13 protein-coding genes are annotated in these 20,981 nt (G+C 57.8%); 6 read left to right on the top strand and 7 right to left on the bottom strand.

Annotation, left to right across the window (positions count from 1 at the left end; genetic code table 11):
* Positions 1 to 389 precede the first annotated feature (389 nt).
* Complete coding sequence (locus CA51_RS20465; RefSeq protein ID WP_145123041.1) at positions 390 to 1,628, bottom strand: amidohydrolase; 1,239 nt, start codon at positions 1,626 to 1,628, stop codon at positions 390 to 392.
* A gap of 16 nt (positions 1,629 to 1,644) precedes the next feature.
* Positions 1,645 to 2,553 carry a sugar phosphate isomerase/epimerase family protein gene (locus CA51_RS20470; protein ID WP_145123042.1) on the bottom strand — a complete coding sequence of 303 codons (909 nt, stop codon included), beginning with the start codon at positions 2,551 to 2,553 and terminating at the stop codon, positions 1,645 to 1,647.
* Positions 2,554 to 2,816: 263 nt separating this feature from the next.
* Here CA51_RS20470 and CA51_RS20475 point away from each other — a divergent pair, with 263 nt between their 5' ends.
* The gene (locus CA51_RS20475) at positions 2,817 to 3,623 is read left to right on the top strand and encodes an MBL fold metallo-hydrolase (RefSeq protein WP_420821473.1); all 807 of its coding nucleotides are present in this window, start codon (positions 2,817 to 2,819) and stop codon (positions 3,621 to 3,623) included.
* A 17-nt stretch (positions 3,624 to 3,640) separates the two neighbouring features.
* On the opposite strand, the gene CA51_RS20480 is transcribed toward CA51_RS20475, so the two are convergent.
* Positions 3,641 to 5,344, bottom strand: coding sequence for an arylsulfatase (locus tag CA51_RS20480; protein WP_231746212.1), 1,704 nt, complete (start codon positions 5,342 to 5,344; stop codon positions 3,641 to 3,643).
* Positions 5,345 to 6,027: 683 nt separating this feature from the next.
* Positions 6,028 to 8,307 carry an nSTAND3 domain-containing NTPase gene (locus CA51_RS20485; protein ID WP_197451354.1) on the bottom strand — a complete coding sequence of 760 codons (2,280 nt, stop codon included), beginning with the start codon at positions 8,305 to 8,307 and terminating at the stop codon, positions 6,028 to 6,030.
* A gap of 648 nt (positions 8,308 to 8,955) precedes the next feature.
* Between CA51_RS20485 and CA51_RS20490 the strand changes: the two genes are divergently transcribed.
* Positions 8,956 to 9,912, top strand: a complete 957-nt coding sequence (locus tag CA51_RS20490; RefSeq protein WP_145123044.1) for a nitrilase family protein — start codon at positions 8,956 to 8,958, stop codon at positions 9,910 to 9,912.
* Between the two features lie 30 nt (positions 9,913 to 9,942).
* Here the strand turns inward: CA51_RS20490 and CA51_RS20495 are convergent, their stop codons facing one another.
* The 3 genes from CA51_RS20495 to CA51_RS20505 form a co-directional block, all read right to left on the bottom strand.
* Positions 9,943 to 10,482, bottom strand: coding sequence for a DUF2179 domain-containing protein (locus CA51_RS20495; protein WP_197451355.1), 540 nt, complete (start codon positions 10,480 to 10,482; stop codon positions 9,943 to 9,945).
* 597 nt (positions 10,483 to 11,079) lie between these two features.
* Complete coding sequence (locus CA51_RS20500; RefSeq protein WP_145123045.1) at positions 11,080 to 12,333, bottom strand: outer membrane protein assembly factor BamB family protein; 1,254 nt, start codon at positions 12,331 to 12,333, stop codon at positions 11,080 to 11,082.
* Positions 12,334 to 12,505: 172 nt separating this feature from the next.
* Positions 12,506 to 13,081, bottom strand: a complete 576-nt coding sequence (locus tag CA51_RS20505; RefSeq protein ID WP_145123046.1) for a helix-turn-helix domain-containing protein — start codon at positions 13,079 to 13,081, stop codon at positions 12,506 to 12,508.
* 766 nt (positions 13,082 to 13,847) lie between these two features.
* On the opposite strand from CA51_RS20505, the gene CA51_RS20510 reads away from it, so the two are divergent.
* From CA51_RS20510 to CA51_RS25970, 4 genes are all read left to right on the top strand, one after another.
* Complete coding sequence (locus CA51_RS20510) at positions 13,848 to 15,008, top strand: phosphonoacetaldehyde reductase (protein ID WP_145123047.1); 1,161 nt, start codon at positions 13,848 to 13,850, stop codon at positions 15,006 to 15,008.
* A 42-nt stretch (positions 15,009 to 15,050) separates the two neighbouring features.
* Positions 15,051 to 15,893, top strand: a complete 843-nt coding sequence (gene phnX / locus CA51_RS20515) for a phosphonoacetaldehyde hydrolase (RefSeq protein ID WP_145123048.1) — start codon at positions 15,051 to 15,053, stop codon at positions 15,891 to 15,893.
* A 52-nt stretch (positions 15,894 to 15,945) separates the two neighbouring features.
* On the top strand, positions 15,946 to 18,087 hold the full coding sequence (locus CA51_RS20520; protein ID WP_145123049.1) for an alkaline phosphatase D family protein: 2,142 nt from the start codon (positions 15,946 to 15,948) through the stop codon (positions 18,085 to 18,087).
* A 470-nt stretch (positions 18,088 to 18,557) separates the two neighbouring features.
* The gene (locus tag CA51_RS25970; RefSeq protein ID WP_197451356.1) at positions 18,558 to 20,672 is read left to right on the top strand and encodes a 3-keto-disaccharide hydrolase; all 2,115 of its coding nucleotides are present in this window, start codon (positions 18,558 to 18,560) and stop codon (positions 20,670 to 20,672) included.
* Positions 20,673 to 20,981 lie beyond the last annotated feature (309 nt).

Below are 20,981 nucleotides of genomic sequence, written 5' to 3' on the forward strand. Positions count from 1 at the left end.
CGCCGGCGCGAGACCAACGTTTTGACGACGTCGGACCGGTTGCCTGCGGAGGCCTGAACAGCAAGCATCGAATATCTAGTTTAACCGCGTGGGCAACGCCCCGCGGTTTTACTGGCCGCGCGGCCCAGTGAACTCGCCGGTCAACGTTATTCGTTTAACCGCGCGGGCATCGCCCCGCGTTTTTGCTGGCGGCACGGCCCAGTGAACTCGCCGGTCAATGTTATTAGTTTAACCGCGTGGGCAACGCCCCGCGGTTTTGCTGGCGGCACGGCCCGACGAACTCGCCAATCAATGTTCTTAGTTTAACCGCGCGGGCAACGCCCCGCGGTTTTCAGGGCCGCGCGGCCCGATGGGCTCGCGGTTTGGCGAGGAAATACAATACGGTCTTCTCAGTCGCTGCGGCGGGGATCAAAGTATTCGATCACCGTCGCTGCCAATAATCGTACACCACCGGCGATCGCCCGTTGGTCGATATCGAAATGAGGCGAATGCAGCGGCTCTTGGCCAATCTGTTCGCTGCACGTTCCCAGGCGGAACATCGCGCCGGGAAGATGCTCCAGATAATAAGAAAAGTCTTCGCTCCCCATGCTGGGACGCGGGATCGGCTCAACCGCATGCTTGCCCAGCGTTTGCCGAGCCGCGTGGGAGATGACTTCAACCAATGCGGGATCGTTGTCGACAGCCGGCGCGGAGAAGCCGAGCTCAAAGTCGATTTCGCAGCCCGTCGCCAGCGTTACCGCTTCGCTAACCTTGCCGATCGTTTCAAGTGCGGCAGCTCGCGCGCCGGAATGAAACGTCCGCAACGTTCCTTCGAGGATCGCGTTATCGGGGATCACGTTGGCCTTGTTTCCCGCGTCGAAGCGGCCGATCGAGATCACCGTCGCTTCGTGCGGATCAAACCCTCGCGATACCGATCGGTAGACAGATTGCACCCACTGCGTCGCCGCATCGATCGGGTCGATCGTCTGATGAGGCCGAGCGCCGTGCCCGCCACGGCCGCGGAACTTCGCTTTGAACATATCGCAATTGGCCGTCAGCACGCCCGGGCTGATCCCGATCCGGCCGACGCTGCGACTGGGGTCGCAATGGATCCCAATAATCGCCGCCACATCGCGCAACGCGTGGTTGCTGATCATGTAGCGGGCGCCGACGGCCGTCTCTTCGGCGGGCTGGAAGATGCCGCGAACAGCAATCGGCCAGGGGAGATGATCGCCCGCCGCCAGTTGCTTCAGAACCCGCAGCGCACCATACAGCATCGTCGTGTGAACGTCGTGACCACAAGCGTGCATCACGCCTTCACAACTGCTGTGGTAATCGACCTGCTTGGCGTCCTGGATTGGAAGCGCGTCGATGTCGGCTCGTAGCGCGAGCCGAGGAAGATCGCTCGCCGATTCGGGAGCTATTAATTCGCAGGTCAGGCCGCGCTGTTGGTCCGCAATTTTCAGCGGCAGCCCGAGCCCTTCGACCAAACGGGCGACGTGGGTCGTCGTTTCGAACTCTTCGCCCGAGAGTTCCGGGTGCTGATGCAGATAACGCCTCAGCTGGAACAGTCCCTCGAGCGATTCTTCGACGGCGACGTCAAGCGGCCCGCGCCAGGCGGCGGGCTCGTGCGATGCCTGCGATTCCACGTTGCCTCGGTTGGTTTTATTCCATCATGTCGACAACGATGTCGGAGATGGTGTCCATGGGACGCGGTGCTACGGTCAAGCCAGCACCGGTGAAGATTGCGTCCAAAGCTTCTTGAGCCTTGTTGCTGACGGTCTCGCGAGTTCCGCCGCGGACGTTGCCGGGAGCGGAATAAGCGGAAACCGGACCGCTGTAATTGCTTGCTACCAGGTGCGTAGCCAGTCCAACGAAATCGATCTTTTCGTTGATCTCTGGCAACGTGCGGTCGGCACGCTTGATCGCGTCGGCTTCGGCTTCTTCGCAGATGCCCGACAGGCGAACGGCAAAGATCTTCTCGGCATCCAAAGCGGTCAACTGTTCCAGCGTTCCAGCACCAGCGAACCAGTTGAAGGTATCGATCAAGAAACCGATGTTGTCGCCAGCTCCTTTAACCAATGGCAGGAAGCCTTCGACGTTGCGGATGAATTCGAACTGCTTGCCTTCGCTCAATTCCGATGCGGCTTGGAAGCCAACCGCCAATTGGATCTCTTGTCCGCCAAGGCATTCGGCGATCTGGTTCAATCGCTTGGTGATCGCTTCGAAGTACTCGTGGTAGGGAAGACGATCGGTCGCTGCGGGAACAACAACGCTGGCAACTTTAGCGTTCAACTTGCCCGCAACTTCCGCTGCCGGATGCAATTGAGCAACTTGAGCTGCAAACGCATCGTCGTCGGCGTCGAGGTCGACGGGGACGTCAAATCCACTGACCACGATGTCCGCAGCGTGCAGAAAACGGGCGGCGCGATCGAAGTCGCTGCGTTGAACGCGGCGGTACATGTCGCTGAGATCGATGTCCAGTCCGCGGAAGCCGTAGGTGAGTGCCAACTCGATCAATTCGCTCTGGCGACCCGAAATCCCTAAACCCTGTGCTGCGAAATTCTTGTACACAGATCTACTCCGTACCAATTCTTATCTATTAACGTTTGTTCGTGTCGCCCACCGCGGGCAGTTGTTTTTGTCGATTCAGAACGCAGAAGTATGGCAAAAAGCACGCAAAACGTATAGTGGGTTTTGGCAAATCGTTGCGGTTCGGCGTGGAGAAAGCCGGTCCGATCCCGGTTGGAGCCGAGAGCAAACCCGGTTAGGCTTGCGAATTGCAACGATTCAGCGTGTTTCGTCCTCCTCGGTCGCTCAAATTTTTGGCCACAATCGTGAAAAAGAAACTGGTCTCCACCGACTTTTCGGGCCAGATGATCATGCTGGGAACCGGAACCAGCGTCGGAGTTCCCGCCATTGGCTGCGGATGTGACGTCTGCCAGAGCTCCAATCCGAAGAATAATCGGACCCGTTGTTCGGTCATTCTAGGGCTGCCCGAGGGGAATCTGTTGATCGATACCCCACCCGATCTTCGCGAACAATTGCTCCGCGAACGGATCGGGCTGGTTCACGCGGTCGCCTACACCCACGAACACGCCGACCATTTATATGGTCTCGACGATCTCCGACTGTTCCCCTTTTATGTCGGCCATCCGATCCCGATCTACAGCGAACCGCTGGTTCAGCAACGGATCTACTCCGCCTTCGACTACGCCTTCGCCGACCGCGACGACACGCATCCCGGTGCCCGGCCGTCGCTGACGATGCTGCAGATCGGGCTGGAACCGTTTGACGTTTTGGGTTCTTCAGTGACGCCGATCCGCTTGCGTCACGGGCCGCACTTCGATGTTTTGGGCTTTCGCGTCGGCAACGTCGCCTATTGCACCGACACCAACGAGATCCCCGACGAGAGTTGGCCGCTGCTGGAAGGGCTGGATGTGCTGGTCATCGATGCCCTCCGCTACACGCCTCACGCCACCCACTTTAGCGTCGACCAAGCGATCGAAGTCGCCCGCAAAACGGGAGCCAAGCAGACCTACCTAACCCACATCTGCCACGAATTGGATCACGACATCGACGACGCCAAACTGCCGCCGGGAATCAACCTCGCCTACGACGGGATGCGAATTCCACTGACGTAACGTCGGCCCGCTCTTATCTAATGTCCCAGTGGCCGTGGCTTCAGCGGAAACACGTTGGCCCGCTCGGCGTACGCCTGCCATAGCGCCGCCAGTTCTTTGACGATCTGCGGCTGCTGCGTCGCCAGGTCGTTCTGTTCGCTGCGATCGGCGGCGATGTTGTACAGTTCCCATTGTCCCTCAGCTCCCTTGGCGACCAGTTTGTAGTCGCCGCGGCGAACCGCTCGGTTCCCTTCGTGCTCCCAGTAGATCGCTTCGCGCTGCAGCGGTCGGCCGGCAAAGGCGGGCAGCAAGCTCTTTCCCTCCATCGGTTTGATCGACTGGCCCTCGTGAAAGGTCTCGGGATAGTCCGCCTCGGCGACATCGACAGCTGTCGCCATCAGATCGATCAAATGGCCCGGCGTCTTTTCCAGCTCTCCCCGTCGGTCGATCCTGGCGGGCCAATGGACGATCATCGGCGTCGAAACACCTCCCTCGTGCGTCCAGTGTTTGTATTCGCGAAACGGCGTGTTGGAGACAGTCGCCCAGCCGCGACCGTATCCGATATAGGTGTCCGCCGGACCCGCCATGACCCCCTTGCCGACGCGGACCGGATATCCGTCGCGCGTCTGTTTGGGCTGCATGTCGGGTTGCAGATAATCGTCAGCCAATGGCGGCAGTGTCGGCTTACGTTCTCGTTGTGGCCCGATCTTGCCACGGCCGTAGTTCTCCGCGCAACCACCGTTGTCTTGCAGATAACAGATCAGCGTGTTGTCGAACTGGCCGGTCGCTTTCAGCGAAGCGATGATCCGCCCGATCCCCTGATCCATGTTGTCGATCATCGCCGCATAGACTTCCATGTTGCGAATATCCCAGTCGAGAAACTTGGTCAGCTTCCAGGCGTCGGGGATCGGCCAATTGATCGTGCTCTCCGCATCGATCACTCCCAAATCGATCATCCGCTGGTACCGAGCGTCGCGGATCGCCTGGTACCCCGCGTCGTATTTGCCTCGATATTTGGCGATGTCCTTTTCCAACGCGTGCATCGGCCAATGCGCCGCGGTGTAAGAAACGTACATGAAAAACGGCTGCCCGTCGGCTTCTTCGCGATGCTCCTCGATAAACCGCACCGCGTGGTCGCTAATCGCGTCGGTGTAATAATAGGTCTCGGGCTGGTACTGCGGGTCGGCATAAGGGGAGATCAATTGGTTGTCGCGAGTCAACGAATTGGGATCGTAGAAGCTGCCGGCGCCGTGGATTGTGCCATAGAAGCGATCAAATCCGCGCTGCCGAGGCCAGTTGTGTTTGCCCGACTCCTCTTTAGGTCGAACCGTTTTGGTCACATGCCATTTGCCCGCCATATAAGTCCGATAGCCCGCCTGCCCCAACACCTCGGCGATCGTCACACAATTCCGATTCAGGTCGCCGCGATAGCCTTCGTGCCCGCGGTCGTCCATCATGTGACCGATGCCCGCTTGATGCGGATAGAGCCCCGTCAGCAGGCTCGCTCGCGTCGGACAACACCGCGCCGTGTTATAGAACTGAGTGAACCGAATCCCATTGTCGGCCAACGCATCCAAGTTGGGCGTCGCGATCTCGCTGCCATAACAACCGATGTCGGAGTACCCCATGTCATCGGCCAGGATGTAGATAATGTTCGGCCGATCACTGGCCTTGCTCTGCTCAGCCACCACATCGCGCTGCGCCCCGGCCAACAGGATGCCGACGATCCCAGCAAACGCCACAATCCGCAAGCGACTCCTCCAACAAGTCGTCCGACGGTGCGCAAACACTCCGCGAATTCGCATCGACGTGGAAACAAACAAACGCATACCGAACCCCTTAGAGTTTTGGATCGATCGGGAGAAAGCGACGACTCGATTCCGCAATTCACTCTCGCGACTGATCGATGAGGCATACCACCCCCATCGCGCCGGCAACTCGCCACATCCCCGAGCTTCAAATGAACAGACCTCGCGACCCAATAGTGTCGTTGGTCGCAAATCACAAATCAATTCGCTGGCGTACGCAACTGCCGGGCGTTTGTTGTTGCTGGCCCTCCAACTCTTTATGATTGTGTGGCAATTCAGACCGTCGCTACCAACCTTGGCGGGGAATGCACAAGAGCCGAGGACGGGCTCCGTTTCTTGGGAACGCTCGCGCTGGCAACGATTCAAGTTGCGGGGACAACGGGCGGGGGTATTGCTTTGTTGGAGAGCGTCAATACTGGCGTCTTCGTCGTGTCGGGGCAACCCAGGATGCCTGAAGGGGCTAATGTTCGCTCTATATGAACTCTTCGTTGCCAAGGCAGAAATGCCTGCATTAGTCCAAAGCTTGACTTCCCAAGATGCAGGAAATCTTTGCTGCGCCCACAATGGATTCTCGAAATCTGAAAGATCGAATGCATAGTAAGTGTTGGCGAGAATAACTATTTGCACAATGAGGCTAGGATGTCGTATACCTTCCTTTGCTTTGACTCTCGTTCTGATTGCCAAATACGTGTTTCGTCTCGCTCTTCCTCCGAATCCGATTCTTCTTGTTCGGACAATTCGCGTGATTGCTCCTCGGCGTCTTGAAAGTCAAAGATAGATTCGTCGATTTTCAGTTCCTCGGCTGTACGACGAACCTCGTAGATTGCATCGTCAACTTCCTCGGCAGAAGACACATCATCGAGCGTTTGCTGCAGCCATAAAGCGTACGACTTCAAGAATCGTTCGCCGATAGCTCTGACGCGTTCGTCGTAGTTATCATCATTAACAAAGAGTTCAACCACTTCGCGAAAATCCGTGGGCGTTTCACATCCTTCCAGCAGCATTAAACCAATTTGACTTCCCGGAAACGCTAGCTTGGCCTTTGTTTTGAAGCACAAACTCACATACAATGAATACAGCCTATCGACATCGTCGACTTTTACTTTTCCTGGTTCAAGGGCCGCAAAAAAAGATTCGCACGCTTCGATTGCAGACAGGTCACCATCGCGCTGATCGAAGGAAAGCAATATCTCCGCCCAAAGCCGAATAGCAATCTCGGGGCGAATTACTTCTTCCATCGAGTTCCGGAGGACGAGATCGCGAACGCAGTACTTCGTGGTTCGATCACAGCGGGACATTGCATCAATGCAATCTTCCAATTTCACTCGGTTCGGATGACGTTTAACCAATTGGCCCGCGGCGAAAAGCAGGACTCCTTGATACTCGAATGACTTCAGAGCAATCTCCAAGGCATCACTGTCGCGTTTCAGCAAAGCATCAGTAAAGTCTTCAATTGCCGGGTTGTGATAGCTGACACAGTGGTAATCCTTGGTGCGGTCAATGGTCAAGAATGAGCCATCAAGCTCTTTCAAGCAGCGAACAAACGTATCGTTGAAACCGATTAAATTCTTCCCCATTTGCTTGACAAAAATTCTAAAATGGTGAGCAAGCCCGTCGACGCTCACGCTGGAACCATGCATTGCAAAAACAAGCAGCAACCATCTTGCCATTTCGCTCAATTGATTCTGATAGGCATGGTCCCAAATTTCACCGGGATCATCGAGTTTCTTGATGAACGTTTTTCCAAATTCTTGGGCTGAGAGATCACGGATGCCTGGCATTTGGCAGACAGTCTCGATAATTCGAGGATTGTAGTTCGGGTGATGGAGTGTCAATTGAGCTTGGCCAGACTTCACGAAGGCGGAGCAAACATCTGGAGCGATTTCGTAGAAGTGAAGATGGTTGACCAATATCTGAGCACGAATTTCATGATTATAGTCTTCCAGTTGTACGACTGACTTCGCTGCTTCGACGCGAGCCCGCTTGGAAAGAACTTCACTCAATTGGATGGCCTGTGAGAAGAGGCTTTCTCGGGTGGTCAACACTAAACGCTTCTTGTTTGGATTCCGTTGGCATGCTTGGATCAGAACATGCAAATCTTTGTCGTCGTTTTTGGTCATTCGATCCTGCAGATCGAGAACGCCCAGGAAATCGTCGTAGAACACAATCTGCTTCCGCTCTGGAACAAACACTTTCATTGCGTCGCGGGTTTGACTTGTCATGTACACGCCGTCCCAGCCATCTTGCAAATGCTGGGCGACAAGCAATCGCGCCGTCGTGGTTTTGCCAATGCCGGGAATTCCCGTCAGCATGCATAGCCCACTGTCACGGAGCATTTCCTCGGCACGTCGCAGCGCATCAGTTGGCACGAACATCGCGATCTGACGTTTGATCGTTTCCATTTCAAAATGGGACTGCCCATAGATTCCGTTATCGAGCAACGATTGGAGCACCGAGGTGCTGGTCAACCAGAGCTTGAAGTGGCGTTTTTCAACGTTCGGATATTTCCCAAGAAGATTGTTCAAATCCTCCGCGCTGAAGATGTCACCCGACGACGTGCAATATGGATCCAACGTCTTTACGAGCTTGTCTTTCTGAGTGGGATCCATGCTGACCGATGTTGTGACAATGTATCTGGAGGGATTCAGCTCTTTGGCTTTCGGTTTCTCCGTCCGTCCGAGACAAGATCTCAGAGCGGAAAACCCAGACCGCGCGAAGTGCTTGGCTTGAACGATCCAGCAATTACCGCATTCTGGTTTCGAGTATCGAAGGTCAATTCCTTTGTCGCGTCCAGTGCGGAAGTTCTCCAAGTGAACGCCAAACTCTTCTTGCAAAAGATCACGCGATAACTCCTCGAAATCAGTCGGCGACAGGGTTGAAAAATCATAGTTCGACATAGTTTCGGCGAAACGGTTCCGGATTAGCCAGTGCAAGTCGGGAGCGAACGACGTGCATTTCCGGCAAGGTATGGCGGGCGAGAACATTTTGGCAGCGTTTATTGGCTACCAAACATAACGAGGAATTTGAGGCGACGAAACGGGCGAAAAGGAATGTCGCGAACGGCAATTTTGGCATGGCCGAGTTGGTGCACGATCTATCGGACGCGGCACAGTATCCGTGTGGTTCGATCGAGCTGGCGTTTTACACGCGACAGGCAGACAGTGCCAGGCATAAAATACTTGCCTCGCGTTTTCGATAGCGCTCCCAAGTTTGGCTGCCCCTTTCTGCGCGTCGTGCGACACTCGTCGCTGAATGACAAGTGCGTCACGACGCGAATTTGCCCCCTTCCTGGGAGGCTTAATTGTGAAGATCTCGTGAGCCGCACGTGTCGTTGGTCGCAAATCACAAATCAATTCGCTGGCGTACGCAACTGCCGGGCGTTTGTTGTTGCTGGCCCTCCAGATCTTTATGATGGTGCAATAATTCAGGCGGCCTGTGTTAATTTGCTTCACTGAATCGGCGGGTTTGACGGAGTGCATGCCGGCCGGTTCGACGATTCGTTTGGGCGGCGAACTTACCATTTCACCAGAGAGGCTAAGGGGCTGATGAAAAACTTTCGCGTTGCTTCGGTGCAATTCAACCATCTGCCAGGCGACAAGGCGGGGAACCTGGCGATCATGCGTCCGTTTGTCGAAGCGGCGGCGGGGCAAGGTGCCGAACTGGTTTGTTTTCCCGAGTGCTGCGTGACCGGGTATTGGCATTTGCGCAAGCTGTCGAGTCAACAGTTGGCCGAATTGGCTGAACCGATTCCCGACGGACCGACCACGCAAACACTGCTCGCTTGGGCTGCCGAACATCAGATCACGATCGGAGCGGGGTTGATCGAGGTCGACGCGGCGGGTGTGCTCTACAATTCTTATGTCGTTGCGACTCCCGCCGGCGAAGTTTACTGCCACCGCAAATTGCATTGCTTTATCAGCGAGTTCATGGAGTCGGGAGATACCTACACGCTGTTCGATCTCCCCAATGGATGGCGCGTCGCCGTGCTGATCTGTTACGACAACAACATCCTCGAAAACGCGAGAGCTTGCGCGCTGGCGGGGGCTGAGGTGATCTTGGCACCGCACCAAACCGGCGGTTGCAATTCGGGAAGCCCGCAGGCGATGAGCGTGATCGATCGCCAAGTCTGGGATGCGCGAGAGACCGATCCCGAGGCGATCGAGGCCGAGATCACTGGGGACAAGGGACGCGGGTGGCTGATGCGATGGCTCCCCTCGCGAGCCCACGACAACGGCGTTTTCTATGTCTTCAGCAACGGCATCGGCCCGGACGACGACGAGGTTCGAACGGGCAACGCAATGATCCTAGATCCCTACGGCCGCGTGATCGTCGAAACGTGCAAGGCTGGCGACGATATGGTTGTCGCCGACCTCGATCCCACGCTTCGCGATCGCTGCACCGGCGTGCGTTGGATGCGTGCCCGCCGGCCCGATCTCTATAGGTCGCTAGCTCGCCGCCGCGGCGACGAACAGGATACCCGCGCCGTCCGCTTCGACAAATGATCGCAGGCCGCCAGCGCTTCCCAACGTTTCCTATTTCCGAACGCTCAGCGCCGCGGTGGTCGCCAACCGCAGCGGCGTCGTTTCTTCGTAGGTGATAAACGCTTGCGGATTGATCCGGTGGATCATCGACATCAGGCTGGGGACCATTTTCCGCGGGATGACGCTCAGATTGACTTGCACGTCGCCATCGCGTCCGCGAGCGTCGACGGTCGTCACGTAATAGCCCGCGTCGCGCATCAGTTGCGACAGTTCGGGAGTCCCCGACGGAGTCACGATTCGGACCAACGCATCGCCGATCGCCAACCAACTCTCCACGGTGCTGCCAAGCATCGTCCCGGCAGCGTATCCGCTGGCAAAGGCGATGAACTTGATCGGGCTGTCGAGATTCCCCAACACCAACGAAGCGGCGATCAGCCAGGTGAGTGCTTCAAAAAAGCCAAACATCCCCGCCAGAGTGCGGCGACCGCGAAACAGCATCGAGATACGCAAGGCTCCCAGGGAAACATCGACCAGGCGCAAAACAAAGATCAGTGCGGCACTGGCTAGCGGCACGCTGAAACTTTCGATCACTTCTTCTCCAATCTCGGATAGTCAAAAGGGTGGCGCAAGTTCCCCACAGAAATGTGCAGGAGGATTTGCAAACGGAAACGCAACAACAGGCGAAACGCTAGAGCAGACAGCAAACAGCAAGCAGAAAACAACCGCGACAGATCCTTTGGCGGACTGGCGACGGTTTCACGTCGATCGACGTGTGTTAGAGAGCATTCAAACGCGAAAGTTCAACAATCGGAGCGCACCACAACGGAGCCAGGCCGAACGACCGATGGCAGAATTGGATGCGCGAACAATTACTGTGGAAGCGTGTGAGCGGCGAAAGGTTCACGGTCCGGCGGGGACTCCGAGAACCTCTTTGTGAAAATAGAGTGTTCTTATGTTTGATTTTTGTTGTTGTATCGACAGCCCCCGCCGGTCAGCAATGCCAAATCGTTGGGGATCGATCCGATTGCAAACAATTTCTGCCTGCAGTCGCTACATTCGACGGTGAGCCACCGTTTTGGACGCCGCCAACATCAACAGCGCGGGCAATTTTGATCGGTGCGAGTGGCATCGCCCCGTCGCGACGGAGCCTTCAGCCGCGCGGGGATATTTGCTGTCGCGGTCTTCCGATCAATTGGCGATGCAGAACAGATGCCGCTCGCCGCGGATGAACAGTTCGTTGTCGATCGGCGCGGGAGTCGCGTCGACGGTTTCGTTCATCGCATTGGTCGCCACGATCTCCAGTTCCGGCGAATCCTTAATCACCACAATCCTGCCGCTGCGGCCGCTCAAGAAGACGTACCCGCCAGCAGCCACGGGGGAGGCGTAGGTGCTGTTGATCCCGGCGATCCGCGAAGCTGCGTAGTGCGGCTCGCCCGTCTTCGCGTCCAGGCAACTCAACAACCCCGACCTGCCTTTGTAGAAGTACAGCCGTCCCGAGGAGAGCAGCGGCGAGGCGATGTCGGGCGTGTTGCGGCCGAGCGACCAGACCACCTTCCTTGTCCCTTCGATATCTCCTTTGCCGTCGGGGGTGAAGGCGCCGAGATACGCGCCGCGAAAACCGCTGGCGACGTAGATCATGCCGTCCGCCGCGACCGCCGATGCACCGGGACGCATCGTTTGCCCGCCGCAACGCCACAGTTCTTCCCCCGTCTCCAGATCGTAGCTGCGAGCATACCCGTCGCCGTTCATGACGACTTGCTTTTGCCCGTCGTGCTGGACGATCAGTGGAGTCGCCCAACCGGATGGCTCCTCGCGTGCGACGTTCCAGATCGTCTGCCCGGTCAACTTATCCAACGCCATCAGCGCCGAAGGGCCTTCATGATCCCAGGGGACGATGATCTTGTTACCGGCCAGGACGGGGGAACTCCCTTCGCCAAAACCAAGTCGAGTGTTCATCTTGCCAAGGTCGTCGCGTTTCCAGACCAGTTGGCCGTCCATCGTGTAGCAATAGAGCCCGCGCGATCCGAAGTGGGCGTAGACATGTTGGCCGTCGGTGCAGGGAGATGCCGACGCAAAGCCGTTGGTCGCGTGAGTCCCTTGATGCGGACGGGCGGTGGTCGCTGTCTGCTGCCACAACAGTTTGCCGTTGGCCCGATCAAAGCACATCAGCAGAAAGTCGAGCGTCTCGGCGGGAGCGTTCGCCGCGGGAGCTGCCGTGACGACAAAGACTTGGTTCTCCCAAACGACAGGCGATCCCGAGCCTTTGCCTGGAATCGCGACTTTCCATTTCACGTTCTCCGTGTCGCTCCACTGCGTCGGCGGCGACGCGTTGGCCGCGGCACCATTCCCATCGGGTCCGCGCCAATGTCCCCAATTGTCAGCCCGAGACGTGGAGATGGCAAAAGAGAAGCTGATGGCCGTTGCGAGGAGCATCAAACGCATGAACGTATCCTGAAAGGGAGAATCGATAGGTTGATTTGCGAATTGGATTATAACCCCAACTTTTCAGGATAGGGTCGCTCCATTTTGCCTGCCGCTACGGGCGGCTTGCGTTGGCAGAGGCACTGCTGCACCGGAAGCTTCTGTTTAGAACAGCCTCACTCGCTGCGAACGATCAGGTCGCCGCGGTGCCCGATGGGCCGTGGAAGACGCACAACACGACAGCCGGTCGCTTGTAGGAGTTGATGATCCGATGCGGAACGCTGCTGTCGAAGTAGACAGCGTCGCCTTGGCGAAGCACTTCGCACTGGTCGTCGAATTCGAACTCGATCGTCCCCTGCTGCACCATCAGGAACTCTTCTCCATCGTGAGCGAGCGATTTTTCGCGAGCCACGCCCGGCGGGATCGTCAGCAGGAAAGGATCCATCGCCCGGTTGGGCCGCTTGTGAGCTAACGCTTCGTAGACCGTGGTGTTCTCGCGACTGCGGTCCCGCTCGACCAGCTTGCGTTCGTTCGCGCGAACCAAAACCAACGCCGGTTTATTGTCCAGACCAGCGACCAGGTCCGCCGTCGAAACACCGAGCGCTTCGGCGATCTTCGCCAGGGCGGGAAGCGACGGCGTGATCCGAAAGTTCTCGACTTTGGAAAGCCAGCCCGGCGTCAGACCAGCGCGCGATGCGACTTCATCGAGCGTCAAGCGACGCTCTAATCGAAAGGCGCGGATTCGTTGGGCGAGTTCGACAAGATTCATGGCGGGATGATACGCGAATCCCACCGCAATGACTACAGTCGGAAACACTCGGTTATCAACTCGACTCTCCGTCACCTAACGTCCTCAACACCCCGCACGCGATGCTTTGCTTGTGTAGGCAGATGTCAGACCAGCGGGGCAAATCGCTCGCAATCCCTTCAAATCCCAACGGTTTGATTCTGGGAAGCTCTGCAGGTCTCGCTGTGTTCTCCAGTCGCCGCGCTTGCGTCGATCGTTCATCGCTCCCATCACCTAATGCGGTCCTCTCCCGGAATTCTTGCAATCTTCATCAACCAGAAGAGCGGGCTGCTGCAAAGCACGCTACAACCTAACGATACGCTCCAGGTCGATATTGGCGGCCGATCCGTCGGCGAAGCTAGAGACTGCATCGAGGTAGGAAATTCTGCTGGTTGGGGCACGGAACTTGCGACTATTGTCGCGGCGACTGCGGCGCTCGGTCGCTCTGGATCGCCGGGCCGGAAACTTGCCTACGGACCGATGTCATATCCATCGCGAGGCGCTCAGTGCGGCGGGAGCTCACGAACCGGATCCCGGAGAGTTGACTCACAGTCACATTTTGTGCATCGTGGCGAAATAAAAAGTGTTTGCTTGCCCCATGGTGCATCGCATTGAAGCTTTGATTGCGTCGAGAGTGGTGACGGTTCATCGACTCGGTTTTACCGGCGCAGCGGATTGGACTCTCGCTTTTCCGCGACGCTCCATACGCGAACAACTCACAGACCGCAAAACACCCGCTGGAAGACCGATGACCGATCAGAACGACTCTGTTTTCTTAGAACCAGGCGATCTCGCCAAAGTAGCGCAGATCGTCCAAGACCTGGCTGCCAAGCGGATCATGATGGTCGTCGATCGGGCGGCCTACGACGCGAGCGGCGCCGCCGCGGTGTTGCAGCCGATTCTGGATGCTCTCGAAGTTTCTTGGTTCTCCGATTTTGAGTTGAATCCGAAACTTGCCGACGTTCAACGCGGCGTCGATCAAGCGCGAGCGTTTGATCCCGAGCTGGTGATTGCGTTGGGAGGAGGAACGGCGATCGATCTGGGCAAATTGATCAGTTCGCTTTCCCATCAAGACGCATCGCCTCGCGAGATCGTGACCGGGCAGGCGTCGATCGAACGTGCCGGGACGCCGCTGCTGGCAATTCCAACCACCTCGGGGACCGGCAGCGAAGCGACTCATTTTGCTGTCGCCTACGTCGGGCACGATAAATATTCGATCGCGGACCGGTCGCTGTTGCCTCGTTACACGATCGTCGATGCTCAGCTGACCTACAGCCTGCCGGCGACAATCACCGCAGCGACGGGGCTGGATGCGTTTTGCCAAGCGATCGAATCGATCTGGGCCGTGGGATCGACCGACGAATCGATTGGTTATGCCGTCGCCGCGGGCCGATTTGCGTTGCAACACCTTGTCGCCACGACTCACCGTCCCACGCCAGCAGATCGATTGGGGATGTGTCGCGCCGCGCATCTGGCGGGCCGCGCGATCAACATCAGCAAGACGACTGCTTCGCACGCCCTTTCGTATCCGTTGACCTCGCTGCACGAAATTCCGCATGGGATCGCCGTCGCGATGACGCTCAGCCCAATGCTGGCCTATAACGCTCAAGTCTCCGATTTGGACTGCACCGACCCGCGTGGTGCCGAAGCGGTCCGACGACGAATCGCGATCATCGTCGAACTGCTGGAAGCTGCCGATGTCGCCGACGCTTGCCAGCGGATCGAAGCCTTTTTTGCGGAACTCGGCTGCCCGGCGTCCCTTGCCGAAGCTGGCATTTGCGACGAGCAGGCGCTGCGACAGATCGTCGACAGCGTCAACACGCAACGGCTGTCCAATAACCCGCGCAGCGCAAGCCCCGAAACATTGCTGCAGTTGCTCAAAGGCAACCTCGCGGAAAACGAAGCCTAAAAACCTCTGCAACCTTCAACCCTCAACCGCTACGAAACTCTCATGAACAACGAAACGGCAAATCCGATTCGCCTGGTCGTCTTCGACTGGGCCGGCACCACCATCGACTTTGGCTCCCAAGCCCCCGCGGCCGCCTTCACCAGCGTCTTCGCCGCTCGGGGAATCGAAGTCAGCGGCGATGAATCGCGCGCTCCGATGGGGCTGAATAAACGCGAGCATCTGATCGCGATGCTGCGTCAACCGGAGATCGCGAAGCGATGGCGAGATGTCTATCAAAAGGATTGGACCGACGACGATATCGATGCGATGTATCACGAGTTTGTGCCGTTGCAGCTGAAGGCGATCGAGCAGTTTGCCCAGTTGGTGCCACAGCTGACCGAGACGGTTCAACAATTGCGCGACCGCAACCTGCAGATCGCGGGAACGACAGGATACTTCCGCGCGGCAGCCGAAGCGGTTGCCGAACGCGCCGCCGCGGCTGGTTTTGCCCCCGACACCAACATCTGCGCCGATGACGTTCCCCAGGGCCGCCCCGCCCCTTGGATGATCTATCGCGCGATGGAACGCTTGGGCGTCTATCCGCCAGCCGCTGTCGTCAAAGTGGGCGATACGGTCGCCGACATCCAGTCCGGCCTATCCGCCGGTTGCTGGTCGATCGGAGTCTGCGACAGCAGCAGTCTGACCGGACTTTCGGTCGAGCAATTCGCTGCGTTGACCGAAGATCAACGCAGCGATCAGCTGGCTCAAACCGCTGCGGCGTTTCGAGCTGCCGGTAGCCATGCGGTGATCGATTCGATCGCCGACCTGCCCGCGTTGATCGATACGATCAACGAACGCTCGCTGGAGTATCCGCAAGTCATCGATCCCGTCTCTGCCACGCTCTGATCGTCACACGCCGGTCCCATCCACCCCCTTCAATCACCCGAGAGCCCGCCCGATGTCTGCACTGAATCGTCCCGCATCTGTTGAAACGCTCGCCGACCGCATCGCACTTTTCGCGTCTACCAGAGTATGGCGCGTCGCGCTGTTGGTCGCTCTGATCGCCGCGATCCAACCGGCGGCCCGCGCCAACGATGTCGTGGGGCCTATCGTCGGTGCGGTCGAATCGACGACGGCGCATCTTTTGTATCGTCCCGCGGCAGCGGAAAAGCGGATGCGGTTGACGCTCCTTTCCGAAACGGGCGACGTGATCAAGACGGTCGATGCGAACAGCGAACAGGCGAACGACTACGTCGCCAAGTTTGCCGTGGCGGGACTGCAGCCCGGCACAACGTATCGCTATAAGATTGAAGAACTGACGGAAAATTCAAATCGCCAATCGAAATCAGTCGCGTTGGTGGAGGCCGATGAAAAGCATGAGTTCACAACCGCCACGCTGGCACGCGACGACAACCGCGTGAGTGTCGGATTTGTCTCGTGCGTCGATATCGAACCCAACGGGATGTGGGCCGACATGCGGAACCTGGGGATCGATACGCTCTGCCTGATGGGCGACACGCCCTACATCGATACCGCCGATCTAAAGGTCGTACGCGACCGACATCGCAAGTTCATGCAGATGGATGACCTGGCCGCCCTCGCCCGATCGACTCCGGTCGTCGGCACCTGGGACGATCACGACTTTGGCTTGAACAACGGCAACGGATTGAACATGCAAACGGGAAAGCCGGCCACGCGTCGCGGCTTTGTCGAATACCGCGCCCACTCGCAATACGGCAACGGCGGCGAAGGGGTTTATCACAAGGTCGACCTCGGAATGATCGAGGTCTTCCTGCTGGATCCGCGTTACTTTTCGCAGACCGAACCGTCGCCGGTCGATCCAAGCCAACCGACTTGTTTTGGCAAACAGCAGTGGGAATGGCTGTTGGAAGGCCTGCGGCAATCGAAGGCGCCGTTCAAGGTGCTGGCGATGGGAGCGATCTGGCAGGACAAGAAGAACCGCGAAACCGACGACATGTTCACCTATTGGTACGAACGCGACGCGCTGTTGGATTTTGTCAAACAGCAGAAGATCGGGGGCGTCGTGTTGTTGGGAGGGGACATTCACGTCGCGCGACATCTACGGCATCCGCAACGCGTCGGTTACGATCTGCACGACTTTGTGATCTCGCCCGGGCACACCCGCGTGATCACGGAACTGGACGTCTATCACCCGTCGCTGGAATGGTCGCTTGTCGAAGGCTGGCAGTTCTTGACGCTGACTGCTTCGGGAAAGGGAGACGATCGCAAACTGGTAGCTCAGTTTCGTCAGCCCGACGGAATCGTGAACCGCGAGGTCGTCATCGATCTCGAATCGGCAACGCCAATCACAACCGAAGAGAATGGCGACACGGAATCTCTGTCGCGTGAATTGCGAGCGTATTGGAGCTTCGACGGCGACCTCTCCAATGCGTCGGTCTTGGGAGATCGAATCGATGCGTCGGCGAAAAATGGAGCTGCCGTCGTCGCGGATGCTGGAATCCGCGGCGGTGCGGTTCAACTGAAGCGTTCGCAGCAACAGTTCCTCAACGTCCCTCGCAGCTTCCTCGACGAGACCTCCACCGCTCACACCGTCTCGGCTTGGTTCCGATCCGACAGCCTGCCGGCTCACGGTTCTTCAGAGCGTCAGTTTCTCTTTGAGAGCACCGCCGAAGGGGCTCCCGACGGCCAGCGCGCCTGGCACTTGTCGCTCGGTTTGCGAACGGGCGAAAATCCAGATCAGGTCAATTTGCAAGTCCATACTGTGACGCTGCAGCCGGCGGCCAAGCCCGAAGCCGCTCCGCAAGCGATCGCGCAAACGCCGTTTGGCGCGATGCTCGACCGCGACCAACTGAAAGGCCAATGGAATCATGTCGCTTTGACGTTTGATGGCCAACGGATGCAGATGTTCTTCAACGGACAAATCGCGATCGATCAACCGCTCCCCATCCCCGGGCCGGCAGCCGAATTCGGCGGCTTGATCCTCGGCGGACACCGCGCCGGCGTGGGCCGCAATTTTGATGGCGCGATCGATGAGGTGGCGATCTGGCAACGGGTCCTCTCAGCAGCTGAACTGCAATCGCTGTACGGGAACGGCAAACCGGCCAAGATCGGCCAATAGCAGGCGTTGCGGAAAACGCAGCAGGTTGCCGCGCCGCGGCACAGATTTCCCTGGGTGGAAAGATAGGCCATTTGGGTGGAATCCGAACGCGGCGCTTGCCAGGATGTCAGACAGCAAATAGCATGTGGTTTGAAGGAATGGAACCGCCAGGGTCTCTTGGTCCGATCCGACGACGCAGACGTTCAGCGAATGGCATGTGGTTTGACCCAATGGAAAACGCCCTCGCAGGGCTTCAGATTTCGATCGAGATCGCCCATGAAAAACCGCTTGCCTTCCACTTCTTTGCCTACCCCTCGTGATGGTTCTGCGGCTTTCGCCCAGGATCGAATTCCCGCCTCTCGCTTAGCCTCTCGCCCGTTCGCGTTTTCTAACAGCGACCGCCCCGCATCCGCCTTTGCGTGCGGCCATCGGTTGCCTTGAATAATCGAAGCGAGTTGCGCCGGCTTGCACATCCTTTGGAGAAAAAAACGATGAGACGAATAGGTCCGATGGCCTTCGCAACCCTTGTCATGCTGTCGCTGACAATTGGAATCCATTCAGCCCAATCGACCGCCAACGCGGCGGCTCCCGAAGGCTTTACGCCTCTGTTCAACGGCACCGATCTGTCGGGCTGGAAGGGTTTGGTTGGGAACCCCAAGACGCGAGCGGCGATGAGCGCCGACGAACTGGCCGCGGCTCAAAAGGAAGCTGACCAACTGATGCGCGACCACTGGTCGGTCGAAGATGGCGTGCTGAAGTTCGACGGTAAGGGGAAGAGCCTGTGCACCGATAAGGACTACGGCGATTTCGAAATGTACGTCGACTGGAAGATTTTGGAGGGAGGCGACAGCGGGATCTATCTGCGTGGCAGCCCCCAGATCCAGATCTGGGACACCGAGTTTGAGAACTATTTCCGCCACGGTGCCGAAAACGGTTCGGGTGCGTTGTGGAACAACCAAAAGAACCCACGTTTCCCGCTAGCCAAAGCAGACAAGCCGGTTGGCCAATGGAACAGGTTCTACATCCGCATGGTCGGCGAACGCGTGACCGTCAAGCTGAATGACACGCTGGTCTTCGACGACGTCGTGATGGAAAACATCTGGGACCGCGGCCTGCCGATCTACCCTCGCGGCCAGATCGAACTGCAGAACCATGGCAACACGCTCTACTTCCGCGACATCTCGATCCGCGAGATCCCGACCGAAGAAGCCAACGAGATCCTGGCAGCTCGCGAGCCATCCGACTTGTTCACGCCGATCTTCAATGGCAAAGACCTGACCGGATGGAAAGGTAAGTTGGACGAGCACGAAGTCATCGACGGCGCGATCGTCTGCAAGCCAGGCAAAGCGGGAACGATCTTCACCGAAAAAGAATACTCCGACTTCGTCGCTCTATTCGAATTCAAACTGCCACCGGGCGGAAACCATGGCCTGACCCTGCGTTATCCGGGCACCGGAGCGCCGCACTTGGACGGCTTGGAACTGCAGATCCTCGACGACGAAGATCCTAAATACGCCAAGCTCGACCCACGCCAATACCACGGTTCGGTCTACGGCCTGGCCGCCCCTCACCGCGGTTACCTGCGTCCGACCGGCGAATGGAACTTCCAAAAGGTGACGATGGTTGGTTCGAATGTCAAAGTCGAACTCAACGGAACGACGATCCTGGAAACCGACCTGTCGACGATCAAAGAATCGAAGGATGGCGAAGTGCCTCCGGGAGCCAAGCGTAAGAGCGGCCACTTCGGTCTGTGCGGCCACAACGATCAGGTTGCGATTCGCAACTTGCAGATCCGCGAACTGCCAGGCGAACCAGCGACGCCGCCTAGCCGCGACATCGCGATCAGCCCAACCGATGGCCCGATCAAGCTGTTCAACGGTCGCAACCTGGAAGGTTTTTACACCTGGATCCGCGACACTGCCTACGCCGATCCTCGCAAGATCTTCACCGTCAAGGATGGCATGATCCACATCACGGGCGATGGCTGGGGTGGACTGATCACCAACGATTATTACCGCGATTACCACTTGATCGTCGAATTCAAATGGGGCGAGCGAACCTGGAGCACCCGTAAGGACCGTGCTCGCGACAGCGGCGTTCTGCTGCACTGCTGGGGTCCCGATGGCGGATATGCCAAGACCTGGATGGCATCGATCGAAGCCCAGATCATCGAAGGAGGCGTCGGCGATATCTTGGTTCTCACGGGAACCGATCCCGAGACCGGGCAGGTCCTGCCGACTTCGTTGAGCGCTGAGATCACCAAGGATCGCGACGGCGAGAAGATCTGGAAGAAGGGTGGCGAGATGACCTCGCTTTCCCGCGGCCGCGTCAACTGGCTGAAACGTGATGTCGATTGGGCCGACAAGGTCGACTTCCGCGGCAAAGACGACGTCGAAAGTCCGTTCGGTGAATGGACTCGGATGGAAGTCATCGCCGATGGAGATCACTTGATCTACAAAGTCAACGGCGTTGTCATCAACGAAGCCTTCGACGCTTCGCCAAGCTTCGGCAAGCTGCTGTTGCAAACCGAGTTGGCCGAGATGTTTGTCCGCCGCTACGAACTGTGGCCACTGGGCAAAGCTCCCAACGACGAGCTGAAGCAATAATCAAAACGTTGATCGTTCATTCCGCAAAACCAGTCGCAGCCTAAGCGGCGGCTGGCCGATGGGTAAACGTCAACGGACGAGAATTCGAAACGACGCGCTGCGATCCGCAGGGCGTCGTTTTTTTGTGCGCACACTGAGATCCGTTTAACCGAGTTGCCAGCAGGGCCGCGAATCGAGCTGCACCGTTAGGCCGCACGGTCCACGCGATCACGTGATCACGCACGAGATCCCATACGCCAACGGCGTTATCGAAGGTAGCCGGTGGTCGAGCGAAGCGAGGCCACCGGAAGCTAAACGAAGATTAAAGCA

Origin of the sequence: Rosistilla oblonga, assembly GCF_007751715.1 — a bacterium.
GTDB lineage: Bacteria > Planctomycetota > Planctomycetia > Pirellulales > Pirellulaceae > Rosistilla > Rosistilla oblonga.